The organism is Streptomyces sp. NBC_00637 (assembly GCF_045161545.1).
Lineage (GTDB): Bacteria > Actinomycetota > Actinomycetes > Streptomycetales > Streptomycetaceae > Streptomyces.
In genome coordinates this window covers 4,909,232-4,933,431 of record NZ_CP109046.1, presented here as the reverse complement: position 1 = coordinate 4,933,431, position 24,200 = coordinate 4,909,232, and the positions used below count along the sequence as shown (strand labels likewise).

Below are 24,200 nucleotides of genomic sequence, written 5' to 3'. Positions count from 1 at the left end.
CCCTCACAGGACGGGACTCTAGGGTGGTAGCCGTCGTTGGGGTCAGTGAGGGCAACGAGGGCAGCGGGGCTGGGGGGATGCCCCTGGGGATCCGGAGGATCTGGCAGTGGGCAAGAGAAGGCGTGTCGAAGAAAGGCGCGGTAAGCGGCGGCCCGCGGTCGTCGGCGGCATGATCGCCGTCGTGGTCGGCGGGGCGGGCATCGGCGTCTACGCGCTCTACGACGGCGGCGCGGCGGCCGACGAGGGATCGGCCGCGGCGGTCAACGGCACCCAGGTACCGCGGGTCAGGGCCGACGTGCCCTCGGCGACCGAGGCGAAGGCGACGGCCACCCGGTTCCTGACGGCCTGGCAGCAGGGCAAGGTCTCCGGGGCGGCCGACGTCACGGACGACTCCGCGGCCGCCACCGCCCTCCTGACCGGCTACACCAAGGACGCCCACGTCACGGGCGTCACCCTCACCGCCGGCAAGGCCGCCGGCACCAAGGTCCCGTTCACCGTGAAGGGCACGGTGAAGTACAAGGGCGTCAGCAAGCCGCTCACGTACGCCAGCACCCTCACCGTCGTCCGCAACCCCACGAACGGCAAGGCGCAGGTCGACTGGCACGCGTCCGTCGTCCACCCCGACCTCCAGGACGGCGACAAGCTCGTCACCGGCGAGTCCGGCACCCCGCCGGTCAAGGCCGTCGACCGTGCGGGCGGTGAGCTCACCGCCGCCGAGTACCCCTCCCTGGAGCCGGTCCTGGACGGGCTGCGGGAGAAGTACGGCAAGAAGGCGGGCGGCAAGGCGGGCGTGGAGCTCCAGGTCGTACGCGGCAAGGCCTCGAAGGCGAAGAAGGCCTCCGACAAGACGCTGCTGGAGCTCAGCAAGGGCACTCCGGGCACCGTGAGGACCACGCTGAGCCCGACCCTCCAGGCGGCCGCCGAGCGGCAGGTGGCGAAGACCGCGAAGTCGTCGGTCGTCGTGATGCGTCCCTCCACGGGCGAGATCCTCGCGGTGGCCAACGCGAGCCCCGGCTTCAACACCGCGTTCAACGGCTCGCTCGCGCCCGGCTCCACGATGAAGGTCATCACCTCGTCGCTGCTCATCGAGAAGGACCTGGCGTCGGCCGACAAGGTGCACCCCTGTCCGGAGACGTTCACGTACGGCGGCTGGAAGTTCCACAACGACGACGACTTCAAGATCACCGGCGGGACGTTCAAGGCGAGCTTCGCGCGCTCCTGCAACACCGCCTTCATCAGCCAGGCGCCCGAGCTGGACAACGACAGCCTGACCAAGCAGGCGCAGCAGGTCTTCGGCCTGTCGATGAACAACTGGGCGATCGGCGTCCCGTCCTTCGACGGCTCGGTGCCGGTGCAGTCGGCGGCCCAGATGGCGGCGTCGCTGATCGGTCAGGGCGGGGTCCGGATGAACCCGCTGAACATGGCATCGGTCGCCTCCACCGTGAAGGCGGGCACCTTCCACCAGCCGTACCTGGTCGCCCCGTCGGTGGACGACCGCACGCTGGCGACGGCCTCGCGCACGATGTCGTCGTCCACGTTGTCGCAGCTGCGGGAGCTGATGAACTACACCGCCGCGGCCGGCACCGCCGCCGAGGCGATGTCCGGCCTGGGGCCCGACTACGGCGCCAAGACGGGCTCGGCCGAGGTCGACAACCAGGAGAAGCCCAACGGCTGGTTCACCGCCTACCGCGGCGATCTGGCGGCGGCGGGCGTCGTCCAGGCGGGCGGCCACGGCGGCGACACGGCCGGACCGATCGTGGCGGCGCTGCTGCGCATGGGCGGCTGACGCTCCGCGCGGAACGCCGTCAGGACACCGGCCGCGACACCGCGCGCCATCGGACGGAACGCCGACCTGGCCGGTCCGTCCCCGGCTAGTGCGGGACGGGCTGTTGCGCCGTGGCCATGTAGGTGCGGCGCAGGAACCGCAGCAGCGTCTTCGACTCGAACTGCACGACGGAGACGCCGTGCGGTGAGTGGAACTCGACGACGGCCTGGACGCGCCCGCACGGCCACACCCGTACCTCGCCGGTACCGGTCGGGGCACGCAGGCCCTGTTCGAGGAGAGTGCGGGAGAACGTCCACTCGCGCCGGTCGGGCAGCCCGACACGGACCGACCGGGGGTCCTCGGGGTCGTACCGCAGGACGACGGGCACGGCGGTGCGTTCTTCCTCGGCCTGGTCGGCGTCGGTGACGATGTGGGCTCGCGCGTACTGTTCGACTACGGACATCGGCCGACCCTCTCACGCAGCGTGACCTGTGCGGAAGCTGTGCGTCCACTCCCCTTCCAATGTCGCATATTTTGCGGATTGCGCTCCTCCGCGAAGGCGTATCTCACATGTGCGATACACGGGTCCGGGCGCGAAGTCGCCGAGAATCCCCGGCCGGGTTCGCCGTCCGGGTCTGCCGCGAGCCCGGAGAGACAAGCTTCTCGCTCTTGCGAATCGTTCGCATTAAGCCACTATCATCGTCGGGTGCACGTACCCGACGGATTCATCAACGCCCCGACGTCCGCGGTGACCGGAGTCGTCGCCGCCGGCGCCATCGCCGTGAGCCTGCGCGGCGCGCGCCGCGAGCTCGACGACCGGACCGCGCCGCTGGCCGGCCTGGTGGCGGCGTTCATCTTCGCCGTGCAGATGCTGAACTTCCCCGTCGCGGCGGGGACCAGCGGCCATCTGCTCGGCGGCGCGCTCGCCGCGATACTCGTGGGCCCCTACACCGGGGTCCTGTGCGTGTCCGTGGTCCTGCTGATGCAGGGCATCCTCTTCGCCGACGGCGGTCTGACCGCGCTCGGCGTGAACATCACCGACATGGCGATCGTGACGACCGTCGTGGCGTACGCCGTCTTCCGCGGCCTGGTGAAGGTGCTGCCCCGCGGCCGCCGGTCCATCACCGCCGCGTCCTTCGTCGCCGCCGTGCTGTCCGTGCCCGCCGCCGCCGTCGCCTTCACGCTCATCTACTGGATCGGCGGCACCACCGACGTGTCGATCGGCAAGGTGGCGACCGCGATGATCGGCGTGCATGTGCTGATCGGCATCGGCGAGGCGGTGATCACCGCGCTGACCGTGGGCGCCGTGGTCGCCGTACGGCCGGATCTGGTCTACGGCGCGCGGGATCTGCGGCAGAGGCTCCGGCTGCGCGTGCACGGCGAACTGGTCGACGCTCCGGTGACCGAGGAGACGCCGGCCGGCACGCGCCCGGCGCCCGTGGCGGCGCGCACCTCGCGGCGCACGCTGTGGGTGACGGGCCTGGTCACCTCACTCGTGCTGGCCGGCTTCGTCAGCTTCTACGCCTCCGCGAACCCCGACGGTCTGGAGAAGGTCGCCACCGACAAGGGGATCGACAAGAACGTGGAGAAGCACGCGTCCGCCGACTCCCCGCTCGCCGACTACGGCGTCAAGGACGTGACGAACGCCCGTCTTTCGGGCGGCCTCGCGGGCGTGATCGGCGTCGGTACGACCGTCGTCGCCGGCAGCACGGTGTTCTGGGCGGTGCGCAGGCGCCGGTCGGCCGACGACGTGTCGCCGACGGCCGTAGAGAGCGCCTGACGTCGTGGGCGTGGGACACGCGCACCGGCTCTACCGGCACGGCCACTCGCCCGTGCACGGCCTGCCGCCGCACACCAAGCTCGCCGCCGTCTTCGCCTTCGTGGTGGTCGTGGTGTCGACGCCGCGCGAGGCGATGTGGGCGTTCGGCCTGTACGCGCTCCTGCTGGCCGTCGTCGCACGGCACGCGCGCGTGCCCACCGGTTTCCTGCTCAAACGGCTGCTGATCGAGGTGCCGTTCGTCGCGTTCGCGGTCCTCATGCCGTTCGTGGCGGAGGGCGAGCGGGTGGACGTCCTCGGCCTGTCGCTCAGCGTCAACGGACTGTGGGGCGCCTGGAACGTCCTCGCCAAGGGCACCCTGGGCGTCGCCGCCTCCGTCCTGCTGGCGTCCACCACGGAACTGCGGGAACTCCTCCTCGGCCTCCAGCGCCTGCGGCTGCCCCCGCTGCTCGTGCAGATCGCGTCCTTCATGATCCGCTACGGCGACGTCATCACGGACGAGATGCGGCGCATGCGGATCGCCCGGGAGTCGCGCGGCTTCGAGGCGCAAGGCGTACGGCACTGGGGGGTGCTCGCGAAGTCGGCGGGCGCGCTCTTCATCCGCTCCTACGAGCGCGGCGAGCGCGTGCATCTGGCCATGGTCAGCCGGGGGTACGCCGGTTCGATGCCGGTGATCGACGAGGTGACCGCGTCCCGGGCGCAGTGGTCGCACGCGCTGGCCCTCCCGTTCGCCGGTCTCGTGGTCTGCGTGTTGGGATGGTCCCTGTGACCGACGCCGTGACACCTTCCCCGACGCCCCAGCCCTCCCTGGAAGTGGCCGGTCTGGCCTTCGCCTACCCCGACGGCCACCAGGCCCTGTTCGGCGTCGACTTCGCCGTCGCGCGAGGCGAGCGGGTCGCGCTGCTCGGCCCCAACGGCGCCGGCAAGACGACCCTGGTGCTGCACCTGAACGGCATCCTGACCGGCGGCGCGGGCACCGTGCGGGTGGCCGGGCTGCCCGTCGGCAAGCAGCACATGGCCGAGATCCGCCGCAAGGTCGGCATCGTCTTCCAGGACCCCGACGACCAGTTGTTCATGCCGACGGTCCGCGAGGACGTGGCGTTCGGGCCGGCGGCGGCCGGGCTGAAAGGGGCCGCCCTGGAGGCCCGCGTCGATCACGCCCTCGAGCAGGTCGGCATGGCGGAGTTCAAGAACCGTCCGCCGCACCACCTGTCCTTCGGCCAGCGCCGCAGGGTGGCCGTCGCGACGGTGCTCGCGATGGAGCCGGAGATCCTCGTCCTGGACGAGCCGTCGTCCAACCTCGACCCCGCCTCACGCCGTGAACTGGCCGACATCCTGCGGTCCTTGGACGTCACCGTGCTCATGGTCACGCACGACCTGCCGTACGCCCTGGAACTGTGCCCGCGTGCCCTGATCCTGAGCGAGGGCGTGATCGCGGCGGACGGCCCCACCGGAGAACTGCTCGCCGACGAAGCCCTCATGCGCGCGCATCGCCTGGAGTTGCCCTTCGGGTTCGACCCGCGCTCCGCGACAATGGGCGCGTGACGAACGAGGCACCCACCGCCCACGGCACGCCGCTCCTAGACGAGCAGCTGTGCTTCGCGCTGTACGCGGCCCAGCGGGCGGTGACGGCCGCGTACCGGCCGCTCCTGGACGAACTGGGGCTCACCTACCCCCAGTACCTCGTGCTGCTGGTCCTGTGGGAGCGCGGTGAGACGACCGTCAAGGAACTGGCGGCGGCCCTGCGCCTCGACTACGGCACGATGTCGCCGCTGCTGAAGCGACTGGAGGCGGCGGGGCTGGTGCGCCGGGAGCGCTCGGCGCGGGACGAGCGCTCGGTGCTCGTCGCGTGCACCGGGCGCGGCGAGGAGCTGAAGGGGCGGGCGGAGCGCGTACCCGCCACACTGCTCGCGACGACGGGGCTCGGGACGGCGGACGTCGCGCGGCTGCGCGAGGAGCTGTGGGGGCTCGCGGAACGGGCGCAGAACGCGGCGGACCACACCCGCTGAGTCACCCCGGCCGTGCGGTTGCCCGGCCGCCCGGCCACGACCGCTGAAGTTACCCCCGGTTACCACCCCTGGCAGACCCGCACCTACCTACCGGCCGGTACCTTGTGCACGATGTAATTGGGCAAAAGCAAGTGGGCAAGTTCCCGGGGGAGGTCCCGCCGTGACCGAAGGCAGCGCCGTAGACACCGTCGACACCGCAGACAGTGTCGACACCCGTCCGACGAAGATCACATACGTCGCCGAGGCCACCGCGCACGGCGGTCGCGACGGATATGTGACCAGCCAGGACGGTCAGATCGCGCTGAAGGTGGCGATGCCGCCGGAGCTGGGCGGCGACGGCAACGGCACCAACCCTGAGCAGCTCTTCGCGGCCGGTTACAGCTCCTGCTTCCACAACGCGCTGATCCTCGTCGGCAACCGCGCGGGCTTCGATCTCACCGGGTCCACGGTGGCGGCGAAGGTCGGGATCGGCCCCAACAGGACCAAGGGCTACGGGCTCGCCGTCGCGCTCAGCGTGTCGCTCCCCGTCCTCGACCCGGACCTCGCCGGGAAGCTGGTGGACGCGGCGCACCAGGTCTGTCCGTACTCGAACGCCACCCGCGGCAACATCGATGTAACGATCATTCTCGGCTGACGAAACGCAGGAATCGCAGGCTCTACGGGGATGTTCCCCCAGGAGTCGAAGGCGAGCTGTCGAGAGGGTGCGGGCGTGGACGTGAGCGGTGCGGTGGCCGAGGGCTTCGAGCCGGTCCGGGAGGCGTTCGCGGCGAACTTCGAGTCGCTCGGCGACCGGGGCGCGGCGGTGGCCGTCTACCGGGACGGGCACAAGGTCGTCGACCTGTGGGGCGGCACACGCGACGTGGACGGCGAGGCCGGCGAGGCCGCCCCCTGGGAACAGGGCACCGCGCAGATCGTACGGTCGGCCACCAAGGGCGTCGCCGCCGCCGCGCTCCTGCTGCTGCACCAGCGCGGAGAGCTGGACCTGGACGCGCCCGTGGGGGCGTACTGGCCGCAGTACAAGGCCGCGGGCAAGGAGCGGACGCTCGTGCGGCACCTCCTCGCGCACCGCGCGGGCGTACCCGTGCTGGACCGTCCGCTGACGCCCGCCGAGGCGGCCGACCCCGACCTCGGCGCGGCCGCGGTGGCGGCGCAGGCACCGGCCTGGCAGCCCGGAACGGACCACGGGTACCACGCGCAGACGTACAGCTGGCTGACCGGCGAGCTGGTGCGGCGCATCACCGGGCGGCCCATCGGCGAGTGGATCGCCGACGAGATCGCCGGCCCGGTCGGGGCCGACCTCTGGCTCGGACTGCCGCAGGCCCGCCACGCGCGCGTGGGACGCGTGGGGCAGGTGGACGCGCCCGCGCGGAACGGTGTGCTGAAGACCCGGCCCAAGCCGGCCGTGACCGCCGCCTACGCCGACCCCGCCTCCCTCACCCGCCGTGCCTTCGCCGCGATCACCCCGCTGCCCGACGAGAACGACCCGGCCTACCGGGCCGCGGCACTCCCCGCCTCCAACGGCATCGCCACCGCCGACGGCCTGGCCCGCTTCTACGCGTCGCTCATCGGCGAGGTGACGGGCGGGGCGCGGCTGCTGCGTCCGGAGACGGTGGACCTGGCGCGCGGCGAGCAGTCCTCCGGCCCGGACCGGGTGCTCGTGGTGAACACCCGGTTCGGCCTCGGCTACATGCTGCACGGAGCGGCGTCGCCGCTGCTGTCCCCGACCTCGTTCGGTCACCCGGGCCGCGGCGGCGCGCTCGGCCTCGCCGACCCGGAGTCGGGGACCGCCTTCGGCTATGTCACCAACGGCTTCCGGACGAGCGTGACGGCGGACCCGCGCGCGCAGGCGCTGCTGCGGGCGCTGCGGACAGCCCTGGCGGCGGGGGCCTGACGCTCACACGTTGATCGAGTGCGACCTGCGGCCCGAGTCGTCGTCGATCTCCACATGAGCCTTCGTCAGCAGCTGCATGGCGATCTCGTTGAGCGCGCGGGCGCCGGCGATCTCCTCGCCGACCCGTGGCTGGTTGATGTCCACGTTGTGCCGGGTGGCATGCCCGTGGGTCCTGATCTCGGTCCCGTCGGGCAGCCGTACCATCGCGACCGCGCGGGTGTGCCGGTCGTCCTCCTCGAACTCCAGCTCGACATGCCATCCGACAGTGGTGTGCATGGTGGTCATGGGGTCACCTCCGGGAAGTCCTCCTTCCAGAGTGCTCCCACGAGCGGACGCACGCACCCAGTCGGCCGGCCTCCCTCCTCCCCGCAACTCCTCCGCAGGGAGGACATGAGCGGGGTCAACCGGCGTGCAGCATCAGCCCTATGCCGACGACGAGCAGCCCGGCGGCCAGCAGACGGGGCACCCCGAACCGCTCGTGGAAGAACAACGCGCCGATGGCCGCGCCGACGATGACCGACGACTCCCGCAACGCGGCGATCGGGGCCAGTTCGGCGCGGGTCTGGGCCCAGAGGACGAGGGCGTACGCGAGGACGGACAGGGCGGCGCCGAGGAGACCCGGGGCGGCGAAGGGGCGGAGCACGGCGAGGGTCCGCCCGCGCCAGCGGTGGACGGCGTACGCCGGGAGGACGACTCCCTGCACGGCCATCAGCCAGGCGATGTACCCCAGGGACGACCCGGAGGCGCGGACGCCGAGCCCGTCGACGACGGTGTACGCGGCGATCGTCAGCCCCGTCGCCAGCGCGGCGCCGATCGCCGCCCAGTTCGGCCGCCGGCCGCGCAACCCCCACAGGGCGACGCCGGTCAGCCCCGCGCAGGACAGCACGACACCGGCGGCCGCCCAGCCGTCCGGCACCTCGTGCGCGAAGACGGCGGCGAGGACGGTCACGACGAGCGGCGCGGAGCCGCGCGCGAGGGGATAGGTCTGCCCGAAGTCGCCGAGCCGGAACGACCGCATCAGCAGCACGTAGTAGGCGATGTGGATCACGGCGGAACCCAGCAGGTACGGCCACGCGCGGGCCGCCGGGAACGCGGTGAAGGGCACGAGCGCGAGCCCGATGAGCATGCCGCCGCCCGCGATCAGCACGAACCCGACGAGTTTGTCGGTGATCCGGTGGGCGATGGCGTTCCAGCCGGCGTGGGTGAACGCGGCGAACAGGACGGCCGCGGTGACCAGCGGGGTCACGCGCTGTGCTCACGCACGTCCACGAGGGCCGCGTCGGCGTGCTCGACGAGGTCCTCGGGCGCCATCGGGAACACGACGTGCGGGTTCCCCGCGGCGGCCCACACGACGTCGTGCGCGAGCAGGTTCCGGTCGGCCAGCACCCGCGTCCGCGTCCGGTGCCCGAAGGGCGGAACGCCCCCGATCGCGTACCCGGTGGTCTCGCGTACGACGTCGGCGGCGGCCCGGGTCACCTTGGCCGCGCCGAGTTCCCTGCGCACCAGCTCCACGTCGACGCGCGAGGCGCCGTCCATCAGCACCAGCACCGGCACGCCGTCCGCCGCGAAGATCAGCGACTTGCAGATCTGGCTCAGCTCGCACCCGATCGCGGCGGCGGCCTCGGCGGCGGTCCGGGTCGCCTCGGGGAAGCTGCGGACCCGGTCGTGCAGCTCGTCCAGGCCCAGGTCGTGCAGCGCGTCGGCGAATCGGGGATGCGCGGCTGTCGTCGTCATGCACGGCACGCTAGCGGTCGGCGCACAGGGCGGGCGAGCGAGTTGTCCCGCCCTCGGGGGACTGACCGATCCCGTGCGGAGCCGCCCGGAGCGGGCCGGTCCCGCGCGAGCGCGGAGCCGACGCGGCGAGAAAGAAGAAGCCGGTGAGGGCGCCCCGTCCCCACGGAGCCCTCACCGGCGGTCTTCAGGTGGACCGGTACGTCAGGCGCGTACCAGTTCCCGGTCCTCGTCGCCGTCCCTGGACGAGGCGGCGTCGGCCTGGGTCCTCAGGCCCTCGCCCTCGACGTCCACGTTGGGCAGGGCGCGGTCCAGCCACTTCGGCAGCCACCAGGCCTTCTTGCCGAGCAGGGCCAGCACCGCCGGCACGATCGCCATGCGCACGATGAACGCGTCGAAGAAGACGGCGATCGCGAGGCCGAAGCCGATCATCTTGATCATCGACTCGGTGGAGCTGATGAAGCCGCCGAAGACGGCCATCATGATGATCGCGGCGGCGGCCACCACCTTGGCGCTGTGCCGGAAGCCGGTGACGATGGCCTGGCTCGGGCTCTCGCCGTGGACGTACGCCTCCCGCATCCGGGTCACGAGGAACACCTCGTAGTCCATCGCGAGGCCGAAGACCACGCCCACCATGAAGATCGGCATCATCGACATGATCGGGCCGGTCTCCTCGACGCCGATCAGACCGCTGAGCCAGCCCCACTGGAAGACCGCGACCACGGCGCCGAGCGCGGCGAGCACGCTGAGCAGGAAGCCGAGCGCCGCCTTCAGCGGGACCAGGATGGAGCGGAAGACCACGATCAGCAGCAGGAAGGCCAGGCCGACGACCAGGCCCAGGTACGGGATCAGCGCGTCGTTGAGCTTCTGCGAGAAGTCGATGTTCATCGCCGTGGTGCCGGTGACCAGCACCTGCGCGCCCGTGTCGGCCTTGACGTCGACGCCCTGGTCACGGATGGCGTGCACCAGGTCCTCGGTCTGGGTCGAGGACGGCTTGGAGCCCGGGATCACGGTGATCGTGGCGGTGTCGCCGGCCTTGTTGAACATGGCCGGGGTGACCGTCGCGACGTCCGCGAGGTCCTTGATCCCGTCGGTCACCGCGGTGGCGGCCGCCTTGGGGTCGTCGCTGTTCTTGGCGTCGACCACGATCATCAGGGGGCCGTTGAACCCGGGGCCGAAGCCCTCCGACAGCAGGTCGTAGGCCCGCCGCTGGGTCGTGGACGTCGGCTGCGAGCCGTCGTCGGGCAGGCCCAGCTCCAGCTGGGTGGCGGGGACGGCGATCGTGCCGAGACCGACCACGCCGAGCAGCAGCACGGCGGCCGGACGACGGATGACGAAGCTCGCCCAGCGCACACCGAGGCCGGGCTTGCCCGGCTTGCCCGGCCGATCCTGGACACCGGTCTTCCCGCCGGCCTTGGCACCGGCCGTCTCGCCGGCCTTCCCGCGGGCCGGCCTGCGCTTCTCGCCGGTGGCCTTGACCCTCTTGCCGGCGTAGCCGAGCAGCGCCGGGATCATGGTCAGCGCGATGAGGACGGCCACCACGACCGTGCCCGCCGCCGCGAGACCCATCTTGGTCAGCATCGGCACGTTGACGACCGCGAGGCCCGCCAGGGCGATCACGACCGTGAGGCCGGCGAAGACCACCGCCGAGCCGGCGGTGCCGGCGGCGCGGCCGACCGCCTCCTCGCGGTCGCGGCCCTCCGCCAGCTCGCTCCGATAGCGGGAGACGATGAACAGCGCGTAGTCGATGCCGACCGCGAGGCCGATCATCAGCGCGAGGGTGGAGGTGGTGTCGCCGAGGTCGAGCGCGTTGGCGAGGGCGGTGATGGTGGACACGCCGATGCCGACACCGATGATCGCCGTCAGCAGCGGCAGTCCGGCGGCGACCAGTGAGCCCAGGGTGATGACGAGGACGACGGCGGCGATCGCCAGACCGATGACCTCGCCGACCGCACCCGGCTCGGCACCCGCCTGGAGGGCGTCACCTCCGACGTCGACGGTCAGTCCGGTCGCCCGGGCCTCGTCGCCGGCCTTCTCGAGGGCGTCCCTGGTCGTGTCCGCCAGCTCCATGCCGGGCGCGTCGTACCGCACCGAGGTGTAGGCGACCGTGCCGTCCTTGCTCACGGCGTGGGTCGTGAACGGGTCGGTGACGGAGACGACCTCGGAGCCGTCGCCGAGCTCCTTGACGGTCTTGTCGACGGTCGCCTTGTTGGCGGCGTCCGTCATCTTCTGGCCCTCGGGCGCCTTGAAGACGATGCGTCCGGTCGCGCCGTCGGCGCTGGCTCCGGGGAAGCGCTGTTCCAGCAGGTCGAAGGCCTTCTGGGCCTCGACGCCGGGAATGGAGAAGGAGGTCGTGCCGGCGGCGGGCGCGGAGGCGGCGCCGACGCCGGCCAGGGTCAGCAGGGCCACCCATATCAGGGCGACGAAGTGGCGTCGCCTGAAGGCGAACCGGCCGAGTTTGTAGAGGAACGTGGCCACGGAGGCGTACTCCCGGTCAGGTCGTGTGCGTGCAGGGCAGGGTTGACCAACCCGGCGGGGAGGGCAGGGGTGATCGGCCCGACGACGTGAGCGGTGACGTCAGGGTGGGCGGACCGCGGGGACGGCCGGATGGTGGGGGTGGAGACGATGGTCAGGCGGTGCGGGTGGTGACGCCGAGGGCAGGAAGGACCACGGCGTCGATGTACGAGAGGAGGAAGGCCTGCGTCGGCGGTTGCTCGTCGAGCATGGTGCGGGCGGCGAACGCGCCGATCATCATGTGCGGCACGAAGTCGATCGCCGGGTTGTCCGCACGGACCTCGCCCCGGTCGGTCGCCCGCTGGAGCACCCGACGGAACTCCGCCATCTCCGGCTCGACGAGGTGTTCCCTGAACGCCCTCAGAAGGTCCGGATTGCCGTGGATCGCCATGGCCAGACCCCGCATCAGCGCGGAGTTCTGCTCCATCTCGCAGTCGTCCGAACGCATGGTGAGGGCGTGCAGGTCGCCCCTGAGCGATCCGGTGTCGACGCCGCCGGCGGAGACGCCCGGCTTGTCGTGCCGGACCGCCTTCGCCACCAGTTCGGCCTTGCCGCCCCACTGTCGGTAGAGCGTCGCCTTGCTGGATCGGGTGCGGGTGGCGACGGCGTCCATGGTGAGGGCGTCGTAGCCGACCTCGCGGAGCAGGTCGAGCACGGCCCGGTACAGCTCGGCCTCGCGCTCGGGCGTGATGCGACTGCGACGCGCCGTTGCGATCTCAGTCATGCCACTCACCTTCCGCTCCGTCGTCACCGACTCGTCTCGTACTCCATGAAGATACCCCGAGGCACAGCGAAACGAAACCGTTTCGTACGTGTGCTGGCTCACGAACGTGAAGAGGACATAAAGCGGGCACCGAGTTGCCCGGCCCCATTTGCCGGAAAAGCATGGAGAGGTGAGCTATCTGCGTCTGCCCCACCTCAGTGGTGACCTGCTGTGCTTCGTGGCCGAGGACGACCTCTGGCTGGCCCCCCTCGCCGACCCCGGCCGCGCCTGGCGGCTCACCGTCGACCGCACCAAGGCCGGACACCCCCGGTTCTCCCCCGACGGAAGCCGGATCGCGTACACGAGCTGGCGCAGTCTCGTCCCGGAGATCCATCTGGTGGCCGTCGACGGCGGACCGGGACGGCGGCTGACGTACTGGGGCAGCTCCGACACCCAGGTCTGCGGCTGGACGCCCCCCGACCAGGACGGGAACTGCGACATCCTCGCCGTCGCCTCCCACGGCGAGCCCTTCTCCTACTTCACCTGGGCCTACAAGGTCCCCACCGACGGCGCCCCCGGCCGCAAGCTCCCCTGGGGCCCGGTCTCCGACCTCCAGGCCGCCGACATCGACGGCGAACGCCGCACCCTCCTGCTCACCGGTACGCCACCGCACGAACCCGCCGCCTGGAAGCGCTACCGGGGAGGAGCGACCGGCCGCCTGTGGCTGCACGGACAGCGGCTCCTGCCGGACCTCGAAGGGCATCTGCACTCCCCCCTCTTCGCCGGCGGACGGATCGCCTTCCTCTCCGACCACGAAGGCGTCGGCAACCTCTACTCCTGCGCCTACGACGGCTCCGACCTGCGCCGGCACACCGACCACGACACCTTCTACGCCCGGCACGCCGCCGGCGACGGCACCCGGGTGGTGTACCAGTGCGCCGGGGACCTGTGGATCGTCGACGACCTCGCCGCCGGCTCCGAGCCGCGCCGCATCGACGTACGCCTCGGCGGGCCGCGCGCGGGACGGCGGCCGTACCAGATCCCGGCCGCCCAGCACGTGGACGGCGTCTCCGTCGACGAGACGGGACGGGCGAGCGCCGTCGTCGTACGCGGCAGCCTGTACTGGCTGACACACCGGGACGGCCCCGCCCGCACGATCACCGACACCCCCGGCGTACGGGTACGGCTGCCCGAGATGCTCGGCTCCGGCGGCCAGATCGCCTATGTGACGGACGCGGAGGGCGAGGACGCCGTCGAGATCGCCTACCTCCCCCGGGCCACCGGCGACCGCGCACCCCGGAGACTGGCCTCCGGACGGCTCGGGCGGGTCCTGGAGATGGTGTCCGACCCCGACGGGGAACGGCTCGCCGTCGCCGCGCACGACGGACGACTGCTCCTCGTCACCGTGGCCGACGACATGTCCGAACCCGACGACACCACCACCGTGAGCGACGTGAGCGACGAGAGCACCGGGGACGACGGCATCACCGGCGTCGCCTCCGACTCCGACGGCAGCGACTCCGACCGCAGCGACTCCGACGGCGTGGTCACCGAGCTGATCTCGTCGGTCAACGGACCCGTGCGCGACCTGGCCTTCTCCCCCGACGGAAGCTGGCTGACCTGGTCGCATCCCGGGATCGGCCGGTCGCTGCGGCAGATCAAGATGGCCCGCATGAAGGACCGGCTCATCGTGGACGTCACCAACGGCCGCTTCGAGGACGAGAACCCGGTCTTCACCAGGGACGGCCGCTACCTGGCCTTCCTCTCCTGGCGCGGCTTCGACCCCGTCTACGACGTGCACACCGGGGACCTGTCCTTCCCCCTGGGCTGCCGCCCCTACCTGGTGCCGCTGTCGTCGGCGACCCCCTCCCCCTTCGCCCTGACCCCGGAGGGCCGGCCCGCCGCCGGGGGTTTGGACCCGATGGAGGACGACGAGGGCGGCGACGGAGCCGTGACCGTCGAGATCGAAGGCCTGGAGAGCCGCGTCACGCCCTTTCCGGTACCGGCGTCCAAGTACTCGGCGCTGTACCCGGTGGCGGGCGGCGGGCTGGTGTGGCTGCGCTGGCCGATCTCGGGAGCGCTGGGCGAGACCTTCGCCAACCCGGACGACACCAGCGGACGGCCGACGCTGGAGCACTTCACCATCAGCAAGGCGAAGAAGTCCGAACTCGTCGACCACCTCGACTGGTTCGCGCTCAGCGGGGACGGCTCCCGGCTGGTCGTGGTCGACGAGGGCGAGCTGCGCGCGGTGCCGTCGACCGAGTCCGGCGACCTGGACTCCACCGTCTGGATCGACCTGCGGCGCATCCTGCACGAGGTGGACCCGGGTGCCGAGTGGCGTCAGTCGTACGAGGAGGCCGGGCGGCTGATCCGCGCCTACTTCTGGGACCCGGGGATGTGCGGCATCGACTGGGACGCCGTCCTCGACCAGTACCGGCCGCTGGTCGAACGGGTCGCGTCACCCGACGAGTTCGCGGACCTGCTGCGCGAGGTGCTGGGCGAGCTCGGCACGTCCCACGCGTACGTCACCGCCGCCCGCCGCAACGAGGGCCCGCCCCACCACCAGCGCCTCCAAGGCCTGCTGGGCGCCAACTTCGTGCACCGGGACGCCGGTTGGACGGTCCGGCGGATCCTGCCCGGCGACTCCTCCGACTCCAGGGCGCGTTCCCCGCTGGCCGGGACCGGGATCCGGGACGGGGCGGTCCTCACCCACGTGGACGGACGGCGCGTCGACCCGGTCACGGGCCCGTATCCGCTCCTCGCCGGCGGGGGCGGCACCACGGTGGAACTCACCTTCGCCCCGGCCCAGGGCGAGACGGGCCGTCCGCGCCGGGTGGCCGTCGTCCCGCTCATCGACGAACGCCCCCTGCGCTACCAGGACTGGGTGGCCAAACGGCGGGCCGTCGTGCACGAGTTGAGCGGCGGCCGGTGCGGCTATCTGCACATCCCCGACATGGGCGGCTCGGGCTGGGCCCAGTTCAACCGCGACCTGCGGATGGAGGTGTCCAGGCCCGCCCTGCTCGTGGACGTGCGCGGCAACGCCGGCGGCCACATCAGCGAGCTGGTGGTGGAGAAGCTGACGCGCACCATCCTGGGCTGGGACCTCACCCGCGACGCCCAGCCGGTGTCGTACGCCTCGAACGCGCCGAGGGGCCCGGTGGTGGCCCTGGCCGACGAGGCGACGTCCTCGGACGGCGACATGATCACGGCCGCCTTCAAGCTGCTGAAGCTCGGGCCGGTGGTCGGCCAGCGCACCTGGGGCGGCGTGGTCGGCATGACCGGCCGCCACCGCCTCGGCGACGGCACCGTCATCACCGTCCCGATGAACGCGGCCTGGTTCGACGCGTACGGCTGGTCCGTGGAGAACCGGGGCGTGACGCCCGACCTCGAGGTGCTGCGCACGCCGCTCGACTGGGCCGAGGGCCGGCACGCCCAACTCGACGACGCCGTACGGCTGGCCCTGGACCTCCTCACCAGCCGCCCCCCGGCGACCCCACCGACCTACGACGACGTCCCCGACCGCTCCCGGCCCAAGCTGCCGCCGCGCCACCGGCTTTAGGGGTCTTCACCTCAAGGTTCAGCAAGGAAGGTGCACCAAGGCAGGGCTCGACAAGGCAGGTTCGACGAGGCGGGTCCGAACGAGGCAGGGCGCCCTCCCGGTGAAGGAAGGGCGCCCCGCGTCATCGCGCAGACCGGGTTCGGCTAGAAGTCCTGGCCGATACGGTCGTCGTCCTCGCGCCGCATACGCTCCGTGTCCTGGCCGGGGCGCTGGCCGGAACGCTCACCGGGACGCTCACCGGAGCGCTCGCCGGGCCGCTCACCGGGACGCTCGCCCGGACGCTGCTTGCCACGCTGCTGAGCCTGCTCCTTGGCCTGCTCGACCTTCTGCTTGGCCTGCTGCTTGAACTGCTCGGACTGGTCCTGGAACTTGTCCTTCATACCCATGTGGGTTCACTCCTGTTGGGAGATGAGGGGGGTTGGAGCCCCTTGGTGGGGCCTCGACCAGATTCACACGGGCGCTCACGGCGCGCATCTCGATCAACTACGCTGCGTAGCCCTCGCCTGTTCGTCGGCGGAGCCGCCCGCGCCCACCAGCCCGGTCCGCATCCCCTGCAGCCGAGGCGCGAACCGCTTCATCTCACGCTGGCCCACCGTCCCGATGAGCGCGGGCAGATAGCCACGCACACCCTGCATCCCCCGCAGCCACCACTGCCCGTACACGTGCGACGAGCGCCGTTCGATCCCGGCCACGATCCGGTCGACGGCCGGCCCCAGCGGATACGTCTTGTTCGCCGGCCACGGCAGCCGCTGCCTCAACTCCCGCATCACCTCGTCCTGATCGGCACCCCGCACCATGTCGGTGTCGGTCCAGGACAGGTAGCCGACGCCGACACCGACACCCTGGTGACCGACCTCGGCGCGCAGGCTGTGCGCGTACGCCTCCACACCCGACTTGGACGCGCAGTACGCGGTCATCATCGGCGCCGGGGTGATCGCGGCGAGCGAGGCGATCTGGAGCAGATAGCCGCGGCTCTCCCGCAGCAGGGGCAGGAAGGCGCGGGCCGTCACCGCCGAGCCGATCAGGTTGACCTCGATGACCCGCCGCCAGGCCTCCGGGTCGGAGTCGGCGAACGGACCGCCGTTGGCGACACCGGCGTTGGCGACCACGATGTCCACCTTGCCGAAGCGCTCCTTCACCTCCGCCGCGACCCGGGCCATCGCCTCGTGGTCGGTGACATCGGCGTACCAGTGGTCGCTGTCGCTGTGCAGCCGCTCGGAGACCTGCTTGAGCGCGTCCGGCTCCAGACCGACCAGCGCCACCTTCACACCGCGCGCGGAGAGTTTGCGGGCGAGCAGCTCCCCGACGCCCCGCGCGGCCCCGGTCACGACGGCGACCCGTCCCTCGAGACTGACCCTGCTCATGCGCCCTCCTTCGACTGTGCGTATGTGGTGACGAGTTCCCGGATCCGGCCGGTGACCAGGTCGGGTGCCTCGACCGGCGTCATATGGCCGAGGCCGGGCAGTTCGGTGAGGCCCACGCAGTTCGGCAGCGCGGCGGCGATGCGGCGGGCGTGCACCGGCGGGGTGAGCCGGTCGCCGCTGCCGACGATCACCGCCGTCGGTACCCGCAACTCCCGTACGCCGTGGTCGAGGTCGAGCAGGTTCAGCACGTGCGACCAGGTGTGCCGCACCTTGCGCGGGCAGGCGTGCACGATGCGGGCGCACGCGTCCACCATGTGCGGGGCGGAGCCGGCGCCCATGGTGGCGTACCTGAGGATCCGCTTCGCGACCGGCGTGACCGGTCCGAGGGGCGCCCTGGAGCCGAGGATGTGCCGGGTCAGCCAGGTCCGCAACGGACCGGGCCGCAGGGGCAGGACGGTGGACTCGGCGACCAGTCCCGAGGCGCCGGTGCTGCACAGCAGGACGGCCGCCGCGTGCTCCTGGAAGACGACCCGGCCGGCCGCCGCCAGCACCGTCATGCCGCCCATGGAGTGCCCGGCGATCACCGCCTTCTCGCCGGGCGCGAGCGTCGCGGCGAGAACCGCTTCCAGGTCGTCGGCGAGCGTGTCCGTGCTGCACGCCTGACTCGGCAGGGTGCGTCCGTGGCCGCGCTGGTCGTAGGCGATGACCCGGTGGTCGACAGCCAGGTCCCGGATCTGCGCCGCCCAGAACGCGGTCGAGCAGGTCCAGCCGTGGGCGAGTACGACGGCGGGCGCGACCTCGTGGCCGTGCACCTCGACGTGCAGGACCGTACCGTCGGCCGACACGGCGGTGAGCTCCCGCGAAGGCACAGGGGAGTGCCCGACCGAGGGGCTGGTGGAGGGGCCGGGGGCGGACGCGGCGGTGGACTCGCCCGAGGGGCTCGTGGAGGGCTTGCCGGCTGTCGTCACGCCGTCACCTCGTCGGCGGCCTTGCGCACGGCGGACGCGCGCAGCACCTCGTACTCCGCGAGGTCCACGCGCCGGGTGGCCCGCCGGAACTCGGCCGTGGTGCCCGGCCAGACGGTCGTGTTGCGGCCGCTCGCGTCCAGGTACCAGCTGGTGCAGCCCCCCGTGTTCCACACCGTCCGCTTCATCCGGTCCTGCACCCTGCGGTTCCACGCGTGTACGGCGCTCGGCCGGGCGTCCAGCGCCGCGCGCCCTCCCCCGGTGCCCTGAGGGCCCGGGGATCCCCCCAGGACGTCGAGCTGGCGCAGATAGTCGGCCATGTAGTTCAGCTGGGACTCGATCATCAGGATCATGGAGGAGTTCCCGAGCCCGGTGTTGGGGCCGATGATCGTCATCCAGTTGGGGAACCCGGCGGCGGAGGCACCGCGCAGGGCCTCCATGCCGCCCTTCCAGCTCTCCGCGAGCGTCCGCCCGTCGGCGCCCACCACCCGGTCGGCGATCGGCATGTCGGTGACGTGGAAGCCGGTGCCGAAGACGATCGCGTCGGCCTCGGCCTCGCTGCCGTCGGCGGCGACCAGCGTGGACCCGCGGATCTCGCTCAGCCCGCTCGCGACGACGTCCACGTTGGGCTGCGCGAGGGCCGGATAGTAGGTGCTGGACAGCAGGATCCGCTTGCAGCCGATGCGGTAGTCCGGGGTGAGCCTGGCGCGCAGGGCAGGGTCCTTGATGGCGCGGGCCATGTTCTGCTTGGCGAGCTGCTCGACGAGACCGAGTTGGTTCGGGTGCTTGGTGAACGCCTGGACCTGGAGTTCGCGGATGCCCCACAGCAGCCCGCGGCGCATCTTGGCGGTCACGGGCAGGGCCCGGTGCAGGGTGCGCTCCGCGCCGCTGATCGCCCGGTCGACGCGCGGCATCACCCAGGGCGGGGTGCGCTGGAAGACCGTCAGCCGGGAGACGTCGGGCTGGAGGGCGGGCACGATCTGGATGGCGGACGCGCCGGTGCCGACCATGGCGACGCGCTGGCCGGTGAGGTCGTGGTCGTGGTCCCAGCGCGCCGAGTGGAAGACCTTGCCGGGGAAGGTGTCGAGGCCGGGGATCTCCGGGATCTTCGGGTCGGACAGCGGCCCGGTGGCCGACACGACGACGTCGGCGAAGTACCGCCCGCGGCCGGTCTCGATGTCCCAGCGCAGCTCCTGCGCGTCCCACGTCATCCGCAGCACCTCGGAGTCCAGCCGCAGATGCGGGCGGAGCCCGAAGACGTCCGCGACGTGTTCCAGATAGGCGCGGATGTGCTCCTGGCCGGAGAAGGTGCGCGGCCAGTCGGGGTTGGGCGCGAAGGAGAAGGAGTACAGGTGGGAGGGCACGTCACAGGCGCACCCCGGGTAGCTGTTGTCCCGCCAGGTCCCTCCGACGCTGCCCGCCCGCTCCAGGACGACGAAGTCGGTGATCCCCTCGCGGCGCAACCGCACGGCCGCGCCCAGCCCACCGAAACCGGACCCGATCACCGCCACCCGTACGTGTTCGGTCATCCCGACACCTCCTAGACCTGCGTGCGACTCCACGGACTCTGCCAGTGAACACTGGCGCAATGGGAGCGTAGAGCAGCTCCGTACCGATGGGTAGGGCCGGGAGAGGGAAAGTTACCGGCGGTACAACATAGGCTTCGCCCGTGACGGACAAGCGGGAGTACCGAACGGAGGAGCTGGCCAGGGAGGCCGGCATCACGGTGCGCACCCTGCGCTTCTACCGCGAGCGCAAACTCCTCGCGCCACCCCGCCGCGAGGGCCGTATCGCCTGGTACGACGACCATCACCTGGCCCGCCTGCGCACGATCGCGGCGCTGCTGGAGCGCGGCCACACCCTCACCGGCATCGCGGAACTCGCGGACGCCCTCGACCACGGGCGCGATGTGGCCGACCTGCTGGGCGTCGGCGGCCCCACCGAGGAGGAGCCGGTCCACCTGACCCCCGAGGAACTGGCCGCGCGCTTCGAGGGCCAGGTCACCACCGAGAACCTCGCCGCCGCCCTGGACCTCGGCTACCTGGGCACCGACGGCGACGAGATCGTCCACATCAGCCGCCGCCTGCTGGACGTCTCCTCCGCCCTGGTCCGCGAGGGCATCCCGCTCGCCGAGGTCCTGGCGGCCGGCGTCCGGGTCCGCGAACACGCCGACGCCCTCGCCACCCTCTTCACCGATTTGATCCTGCGCCACGCGACGCGGGACGACCTGCCCCGCCTACGCCCCCTGGCCCGCAGCGTGGTCGAGGCGGAACTGTCCCTCGCCCTGGACCGACGACTGCACAAGACACCCTGAAGGCGCCACGCGAGCGCCCTTGCGGGTCATCCCCAGGCCGTACGCGCCGTTCCCCTTGAGGGGCCCTTGCCGGTCGTACCCAGGTCGTAGGCGCGGTCGCCCTAGAGGTCGTAGACCACCGTCACCGGAGCGTGGTCCGACCAGCGCTCACCATGCGTGGCCGCCCGCTCCACGAACCCCTTGACGGCCTTGTCCGCGAGCGTGGGCGTCGCGACGTGAAGGTCGATACGCCATCCCGAGTCGTTGTCGAAGGCCCGCCCCCGGTACGACCACCACGTGTACGGCCCCGCCACGTCCGGATGCAGCGACCGCATGACGTCGACGTACCCGCCGTCCGTCGGGGCGAAGACCCGGGTCAGCCAGTCGCGCTCTTCCGGCAGGAAGCCGGAGTTCTTGGTGTTGGAGCGCCAGTTCTTCAGGTCGGCCTGCTGGTGGGCGATGTTCCAGTCGCCCACCACGAGCACCTCGCGGCCGTCGGCGGCGGCACGGGCGCGCAGCTCCTGGAGGTGGGTCAGGAACTCGTCCATGAAGCGGACCTTCTCGTCCTGCCGCTCGGTACCGACCTCGCCCGAGGGCAGGTAGAGGGAGGCGATCGTCACACCGGGCAGGTCGGCCTCGACGTAACGGCCGCTGCCGTCGAACTCGGCCGAACCGAAGCCGACCCGGACGGCGTCCGGTTCACGGCGGCTGTAGAGCGAGACACCGGCCCGGCCCTTCGCGGCCGCCGGAGCGTGGGTGACGAACCAGCCCTCGGGAGCCCGTACGGCCTCCGGCAGTTGCCCCGGTTCGGCACGCACCTCCTGGAGGCACAGCACGTCGGCGGAGGTGTCCGCGAGCCACTCCACGAAGCCCTTCTTCGCGGCGGCACGCAGTCCATTCACGTTCACGGAGGTCACGGTCAGCACCCGGGCACGATACAGGCCCGGCTCGGCGCTCCCCGCAGAGCACCGACCGCCGACCGCCGACCACCGACCACGGTCACAGGCGCGTACCGGCACACTGGACCAGGTTCGAATTCCCTTTTCCAGGATTGTGCATACAACTACTGTGGACAGCATGAATATACGTCCGGTCGCCTTCGACCACCCTGACGCCGTCAAGCTCAACGACGAGGTCCAGGCCGAGTACCACGAGCGCTACGGCGACGGCGGTGACGCCACGGTCCTGGAGCCGGCCGACTTCGAGCGGCCGCGCGGGGTCTACCTCATCGCGTACGACGAGCTGGACCGGCCCGTGGCCACGGGCGGCTGGCGCAGCCAGGACGACGACGGCGCGGGACACGAGGACGGCGACGCCGAACTCAAGCGGATGTTCGTGATCCGGGAGATGCGGGGCAGAGGACTGGCCCGGCGGATGCTCACCGCGCTGGAGGACGACGCGCGGGCGGCCGGCCGCGTCCGGATGGTCCTGGAGACCGGCACCGAGCAGCCCGAGGCCATCGCCCTGTACACCTCCAGCGGATACGCGCCGTGCACGAAGTTCGGCTACTACCGCGAGTACGAGAACAGCCGCTGCTACGCCAAGCCGCTCGGCTCCTGAAGAAGCCCGACGTCAGCTTCTGAGGTAGGCGAGCACCGCGAGGACGCGGCGGTGGGTGTCGTCCGCCGGGGGCAGGTCCAGCTTGGTGAGGATGCCGCCGATGTGCTTGCCGACGGCCGCCTCCGACACCACCAGCTGACGGGCTATCGCACCGTTGGACCGCCCCTCCGCCACCAGCGCCAGCACCTCCCGCTCGCGCGGGGTGAGCCGGGTCAGCGGGTCGCGGCGCCGGCGCAGCAGTTGCCGTACGACCTCCGGGTCGACGACCGTGCCGCCGGCCGCGACCTCGCGCAGCGCGTCGACGAACTCCTCCACCTGGCCGACCCGGTCCTTGAGCAGATAGCCGACTCCGGTGCCGTCGCCGGTGTCGAGGAGTTCGGCCGCGTAGGCGCGTTGCACGTACTGACTGAGGACGAGCACCGGCAGTCCGGGCCGCTCCGCCCGCAGGAGGACCGCCGCCCTCAGTCCCTCGTCCTGGAAGGCGGGCGGCATGCGGACGTCCGTCACGACGATGTCGGGCGCGTGGTCGGCGACCGCCGCCAGCAGACCCGGCGCGTCGCCCACCGCCGCCACGACCTCGTGCCCGAAGCGGGTGAGCAGTGTCGTCAGGCCGTCGCGCAGCAGGACGCCGTCCTCGGCGAGGACTACGCGGAGGCCTCGGTGACCGTCCCCGCCCGTTCGTCCCGCGGACTCGCCTCGCTCGGCAGGCTCGGCCCGCTCGGCGCGCTCGACTGGCTCGGCCCGCTCAACTGGATCGACTGGCAAGGGATCTCCACACGCAGCAGGGTCGGTCCGCCCGGCGGGCTGGTCACGGTCAGTCTTCCATCGAGCACCGACACCCGGTCCGCGAGTCCGGTGAGGCCGGTGCCGCGGGCGCTGTCGGCGCCACCGCGGCCGTCGTCGGTCACCTCCAGGACGAGCAGCCGCCCGTCCCGGTGTTCCGCACGCACGCGTGCGCGTCGCGCGCCGCTGTGCCGGGCCACGTTGGCCAGCGCCTCGCGGACGACGAAGTAGGCGGCGGCCTCGACGGCGCGCGGGAGCCTCGGCGCCGGGCGGGCGAACTCGACGTCCACGGGGACGGGCGAGCGGTCGGCCGCGTCCGCGACGGCCGCCTCCAGGCCGTAGTCGGCGAGCACCTGGGGATGGATGCCGTGGATCAGCTCGCGCAGTTCCGCGAGGGCCGCGCCCGCCTCCTCGTGGGCACGGGCGAGCTGCTCGGCGAGGGGGCCGCCGGGCGGGGCGTCGAGACGGGCCAGACCGAGGCTCATGGTCAGCGCGACCAGCCGTTGCTGGGCGCCGTCGTGCAGATCACGTTCGATCCGCCGGCGCTCTCCCTCGAACGCGTCGACCAACCGCGCGCGTGAGCGCGTCAGTTCCACCACCCTGGCCTGCGGGTCGCCCCCGCGCGGGGCGACGAGCAACCGGGTCAGCGCGGCCCGAGCACCCGCCGCCGCCCCCAGGGCGTACCCGCCCGCGGCCAGCAGCAGCACGCCGAGCACGGCGACGCCGAAGGCGGCCGGCCAGCCGGTCACCGTCCACACCTTGAGCACCTTCGTCTCACAGCCCCCGCCGACCGTCGCCAGCAGCAGAGGGGCCGCGACCGTCGCCAGGGGGACGAACAGGGCGACGGTCAGCAGGAGCGCCTCGGCCGGCCAGAGAAGGCAGGCGACGAGGAAGGTGTGGCCGAGTTCCCGCCAGGTGGCCCGTTCCCGGAGCCGGGTGGTGAGCCAGCTGCGCAGGCCCGGCGCGGCGGGCTCGACGTGCGCGCCGGGCGCGTCGTCCGCGTCCACGAGCCGCAGCCGACGCCGCTCCAGGGCGGCCACGGGCAACCCCGCGAAGGCGACGGCCGCGAGCAGCGGCAGCCCGACGAGGACGACCGCGAGGACTCCGCCCACCGCCACCACCCCGACCAGCCCGACGAGGACGGCGGCCCCGGTGACCGCCCCCGTCAGCAGATAGGCGACGGCCCGCCAGGGCCACGGCGACAGCAGGTATCCCGGACGGAACAAGGCCTGCCACACGTTTCGGGGTTGCATACGCATCACCGTAGAAGGGGCGCCGCGCCGGGA

23 protein-coding genes are annotated in these 24,200 nt (G+C 72.0%); 10 read left to right on the top strand and 13 right to left on the bottom strand.

Annotated features, from left to right (window positions below; genetic code table 11):
• The first annotated feature begins 106 nt into the window (after positions 1–106).
• Positions 107–1,786, top strand: a complete 1,680-nt coding sequence (locus tag OG440_RS21715; RefSeq protein WP_406008456.1) for a penicillin-binding transpeptidase domain-containing protein — start codon at positions 107–109, stop codon at positions 1,784–1,786.
• A gap of 85 nt (positions 1,787–1,871) precedes the next feature.
• Here the strand turns inward: OG440_RS21715 and OG440_RS21710 are convergent, their stop codons facing one another.
• Positions 1,872–2,228: an SsgA family sporulation/cell division regulator gene (locus OG440_RS21710; protein WP_406008455.1), complete on the bottom strand. Its 357-nt coding sequence runs from the start codon at positions 2,226–2,228 to the stop codon at positions 1,872–1,874.
• A 243-nt stretch (positions 2,229–2,471) separates the two neighbouring features.
• Here OG440_RS21710 and OG440_RS21705 point away from each other — a divergent pair, with 243 nt between their 5' ends.
• From OG440_RS21705 to OG440_RS21680, 6 genes are all read left to right on the top strand, one after another.
• On the top strand, positions 2,472–3,545 hold the full coding sequence (locus OG440_RS21705) for an energy-coupling factor ABC transporter permease (protein WP_406008454.1): 1,074 nt from the start codon (positions 2,472–2,474) through the stop codon (positions 3,543–3,545).
• A gap of 4 nt (positions 3,546–3,549) precedes the next feature.
• Positions 3,550–4,311 carry a cobalt ECF transporter T component CbiQ gene (gene cbiQ / locus OG440_RS21700; RefSeq protein WP_406008453.1) on the top strand — a complete coding sequence of 254 codons (762 nt, stop codon included), beginning with the start codon at positions 3,550–3,552 and terminating at the stop codon, positions 4,309–4,311.
• Complete coding sequence (locus tag OG440_RS21695; RefSeq protein ID WP_406008452.1) at positions 4,299–5,087, top strand: energy-coupling factor ABC transporter ATP-binding protein; 789 nt, start codon at positions 4,299–4,301, stop codon at positions 5,085–5,087. The genes cbiQ and OG440_RS21695 overlap by 13 nt, the downstream gene beginning before the upstream one ends.
• On the top strand, positions 5,084–5,551 hold the full coding sequence (locus OG440_RS21690) for a MarR family winged helix-turn-helix transcriptional regulator (protein ID WP_406008451.1): 468 nt from the start codon (positions 5,084–5,086) through the stop codon (positions 5,549–5,551). Before OG440_RS21695 ends, OG440_RS21690 begins: the two co-directional genes overlap by 4 nt.
• Before the next feature lie 160 nt (positions 5,552–5,711).
• A complete protein-coding gene (locus OG440_RS21685) occupies positions 5,712–6,185 on the top strand; it encodes an organic hydroperoxide resistance protein (RefSeq protein WP_406008450.1) in 474 nt (157 codons plus the stop codon).
• 75 nt (positions 6,186–6,260) lie between these two features.
• Positions 6,261–7,442: a serine hydrolase domain-containing protein gene (locus OG440_RS21680; protein WP_406008449.1), complete on the top strand. Its 1,182-nt coding sequence runs from the start codon at positions 6,261–6,263 to the stop codon at positions 7,440–7,442.
• A 3-nt stretch (positions 7,443–7,445) separates the two neighbouring features.
• On the opposite strand, the gene OG440_RS21675 is transcribed toward OG440_RS21680, so the two are convergent.
• From OG440_RS21675 to OG440_RS21655, 5 genes are all read right to left on the bottom strand, one after another.
• Positions 7,446–7,718: a DUF1876 domain-containing protein gene (locus OG440_RS21675; RefSeq protein WP_406011421.1), complete on the bottom strand. Its 273-nt coding sequence runs from the start codon at positions 7,716–7,718 to the stop codon at positions 7,446–7,448.
• A 124-nt stretch (positions 7,719–7,842) separates the two neighbouring features.
• On the bottom strand, positions 7,843–8,688 hold the full coding sequence (locus OG440_RS21670) for an EamA family transporter (RefSeq protein WP_406008448.1): 846 nt from the start codon (positions 8,686–8,688) through the stop codon (positions 7,843–7,845).
• Entirely contained in the window at positions 8,685–9,176 is a 492-nt protein-coding gene (locus OG440_RS21665; protein WP_406008447.1) for a YbaK/EbsC family protein, read from the bottom strand. The genes OG440_RS21670 and OG440_RS21665 overlap by 4 nt, the downstream gene beginning before the upstream one ends.
• 201 nt (positions 9,177–9,377) lie before the next feature.
• The gene (locus OG440_RS21660; protein WP_406008446.1) at positions 9,378–11,651 is read right to left on the bottom strand and encodes an MMPL family transporter; all 2,274 of its coding nucleotides are present in this window, start codon (positions 11,649–11,651) and stop codon (positions 9,378–9,380) included.
• A 151-nt stretch (positions 11,652–11,802) separates the two neighbouring features.
• Complete coding sequence (locus tag OG440_RS21655; protein ID WP_406008445.1) at positions 11,803–12,411, bottom strand: TetR/AcrR family transcriptional regulator; 609 nt, start codon at positions 12,409–12,411, stop codon at positions 11,803–11,805.
• 169 nt (positions 12,412–12,580) lie between these two features.
• Between OG440_RS21655 and OG440_RS21650 the strand changes: the two genes are divergently transcribed.
• Complete coding sequence (locus tag OG440_RS21650; RefSeq protein WP_406008444.1) at positions 12,581–15,949, top strand: S41 family peptidase; 3,369 nt, start codon at positions 12,581–12,583, stop codon at positions 15,947–15,949.
• Between the two features lie 143 nt (positions 15,950–16,092).
• On the opposite strand, the gene OG440_RS21645 is transcribed toward OG440_RS21650, so the two are convergent.
• The 4 genes from OG440_RS21645 to OG440_RS21630 all read right to left on the bottom strand — a co-directional run bounded on the left by OG440_RS21645 (position 16,093) and on the right by OG440_RS21630 (position 19,807).
• Positions 16,093–16,335 (bottom strand): hypothetical protein, encoded by a 243-nt coding sequence (locus OG440_RS21645; protein ID WP_406008443.1) that lies wholly within the window; start codon positions 16,333–16,335, stop codon positions 16,093–16,095.
• Between the two features lie 93 nt (positions 16,336–16,428).
• Entirely contained in the window at positions 16,429–17,313 is an 885-nt protein-coding gene (locus OG440_RS21640; RefSeq protein WP_406008442.1) for an SDR family oxidoreductase, read from the bottom strand.
• Positions 17,310–18,182 (bottom strand): alpha/beta fold hydrolase, encoded by an 873-nt coding sequence (locus OG440_RS21635; RefSeq protein WP_406011420.1) that lies wholly within the window; start codon positions 18,180–18,182, stop codon positions 17,310–17,312. The genes OG440_RS21640 and OG440_RS21635 overlap by 4 nt, the downstream gene beginning before the upstream one ends.
• 95 nt (positions 18,183–18,277) lie before the next feature.
• Positions 18,278–19,807, bottom strand: coding sequence for a flavin-containing monooxygenase (locus OG440_RS21630; RefSeq protein WP_406008441.1), 1,530 nt, complete (start codon positions 19,805–19,807; stop codon positions 18,278–18,280).
• 140 nt (positions 19,808–19,947) lie between these two features.
• Here OG440_RS21630 and OG440_RS21625 point away from each other — a divergent pair, with 140 nt between their 5' ends.
• Positions 19,948–20,592, top strand: a complete 645-nt coding sequence (locus tag OG440_RS21625; protein WP_406008440.1) for a MerR family transcriptional regulator — start codon at positions 19,948–19,950, stop codon at positions 20,590–20,592.
• A 101-nt stretch (positions 20,593–20,693) separates the two neighbouring features.
• Here the strand turns inward: OG440_RS21625 and OG440_RS21620 are convergent, their stop codons facing one another.
• Complete coding sequence (locus tag OG440_RS21620; protein ID WP_406008439.1) at positions 20,694–21,497, bottom strand: exodeoxyribonuclease III; 804 nt, start codon at positions 21,495–21,497, stop codon at positions 20,694–20,696.
• Between the two features lie 151 nt (positions 21,498–21,648).
• Between OG440_RS21620 and OG440_RS21615 the strand changes: the two genes are divergently transcribed.
• Positions 21,649–22,131, top strand: coding sequence for a GNAT family N-acetyltransferase (locus tag OG440_RS21615; RefSeq protein WP_406008438.1), 483 nt, complete (start codon positions 21,649–21,651; stop codon positions 22,129–22,131).
• Between the two features lie 12 nt (positions 22,132–22,143).
• Here OG440_RS21615 and OG440_RS21610 read toward each other — a convergent pair whose 3' ends face one another.
• Positions 22,144–22,755 carry a LuxR C-terminal-related transcriptional regulator gene (locus OG440_RS21610; protein WP_406011419.1) on the bottom strand — a complete coding sequence of 204 codons (612 nt, stop codon included), beginning with the start codon at positions 22,753–22,755 and terminating at the stop codon, positions 22,144–22,146.
• A gap of 20 nt (positions 22,756–22,775) precedes the next feature.
• Positions 22,776–24,167 (bottom strand): sensor histidine kinase, encoded by a 1,392-nt coding sequence (locus OG440_RS21605; protein ID WP_406008437.1) that lies wholly within the window; start codon positions 24,165–24,167, stop codon positions 22,776–22,778.
• Positions 24,168–24,200: the final 33 nt, after the last annotated feature.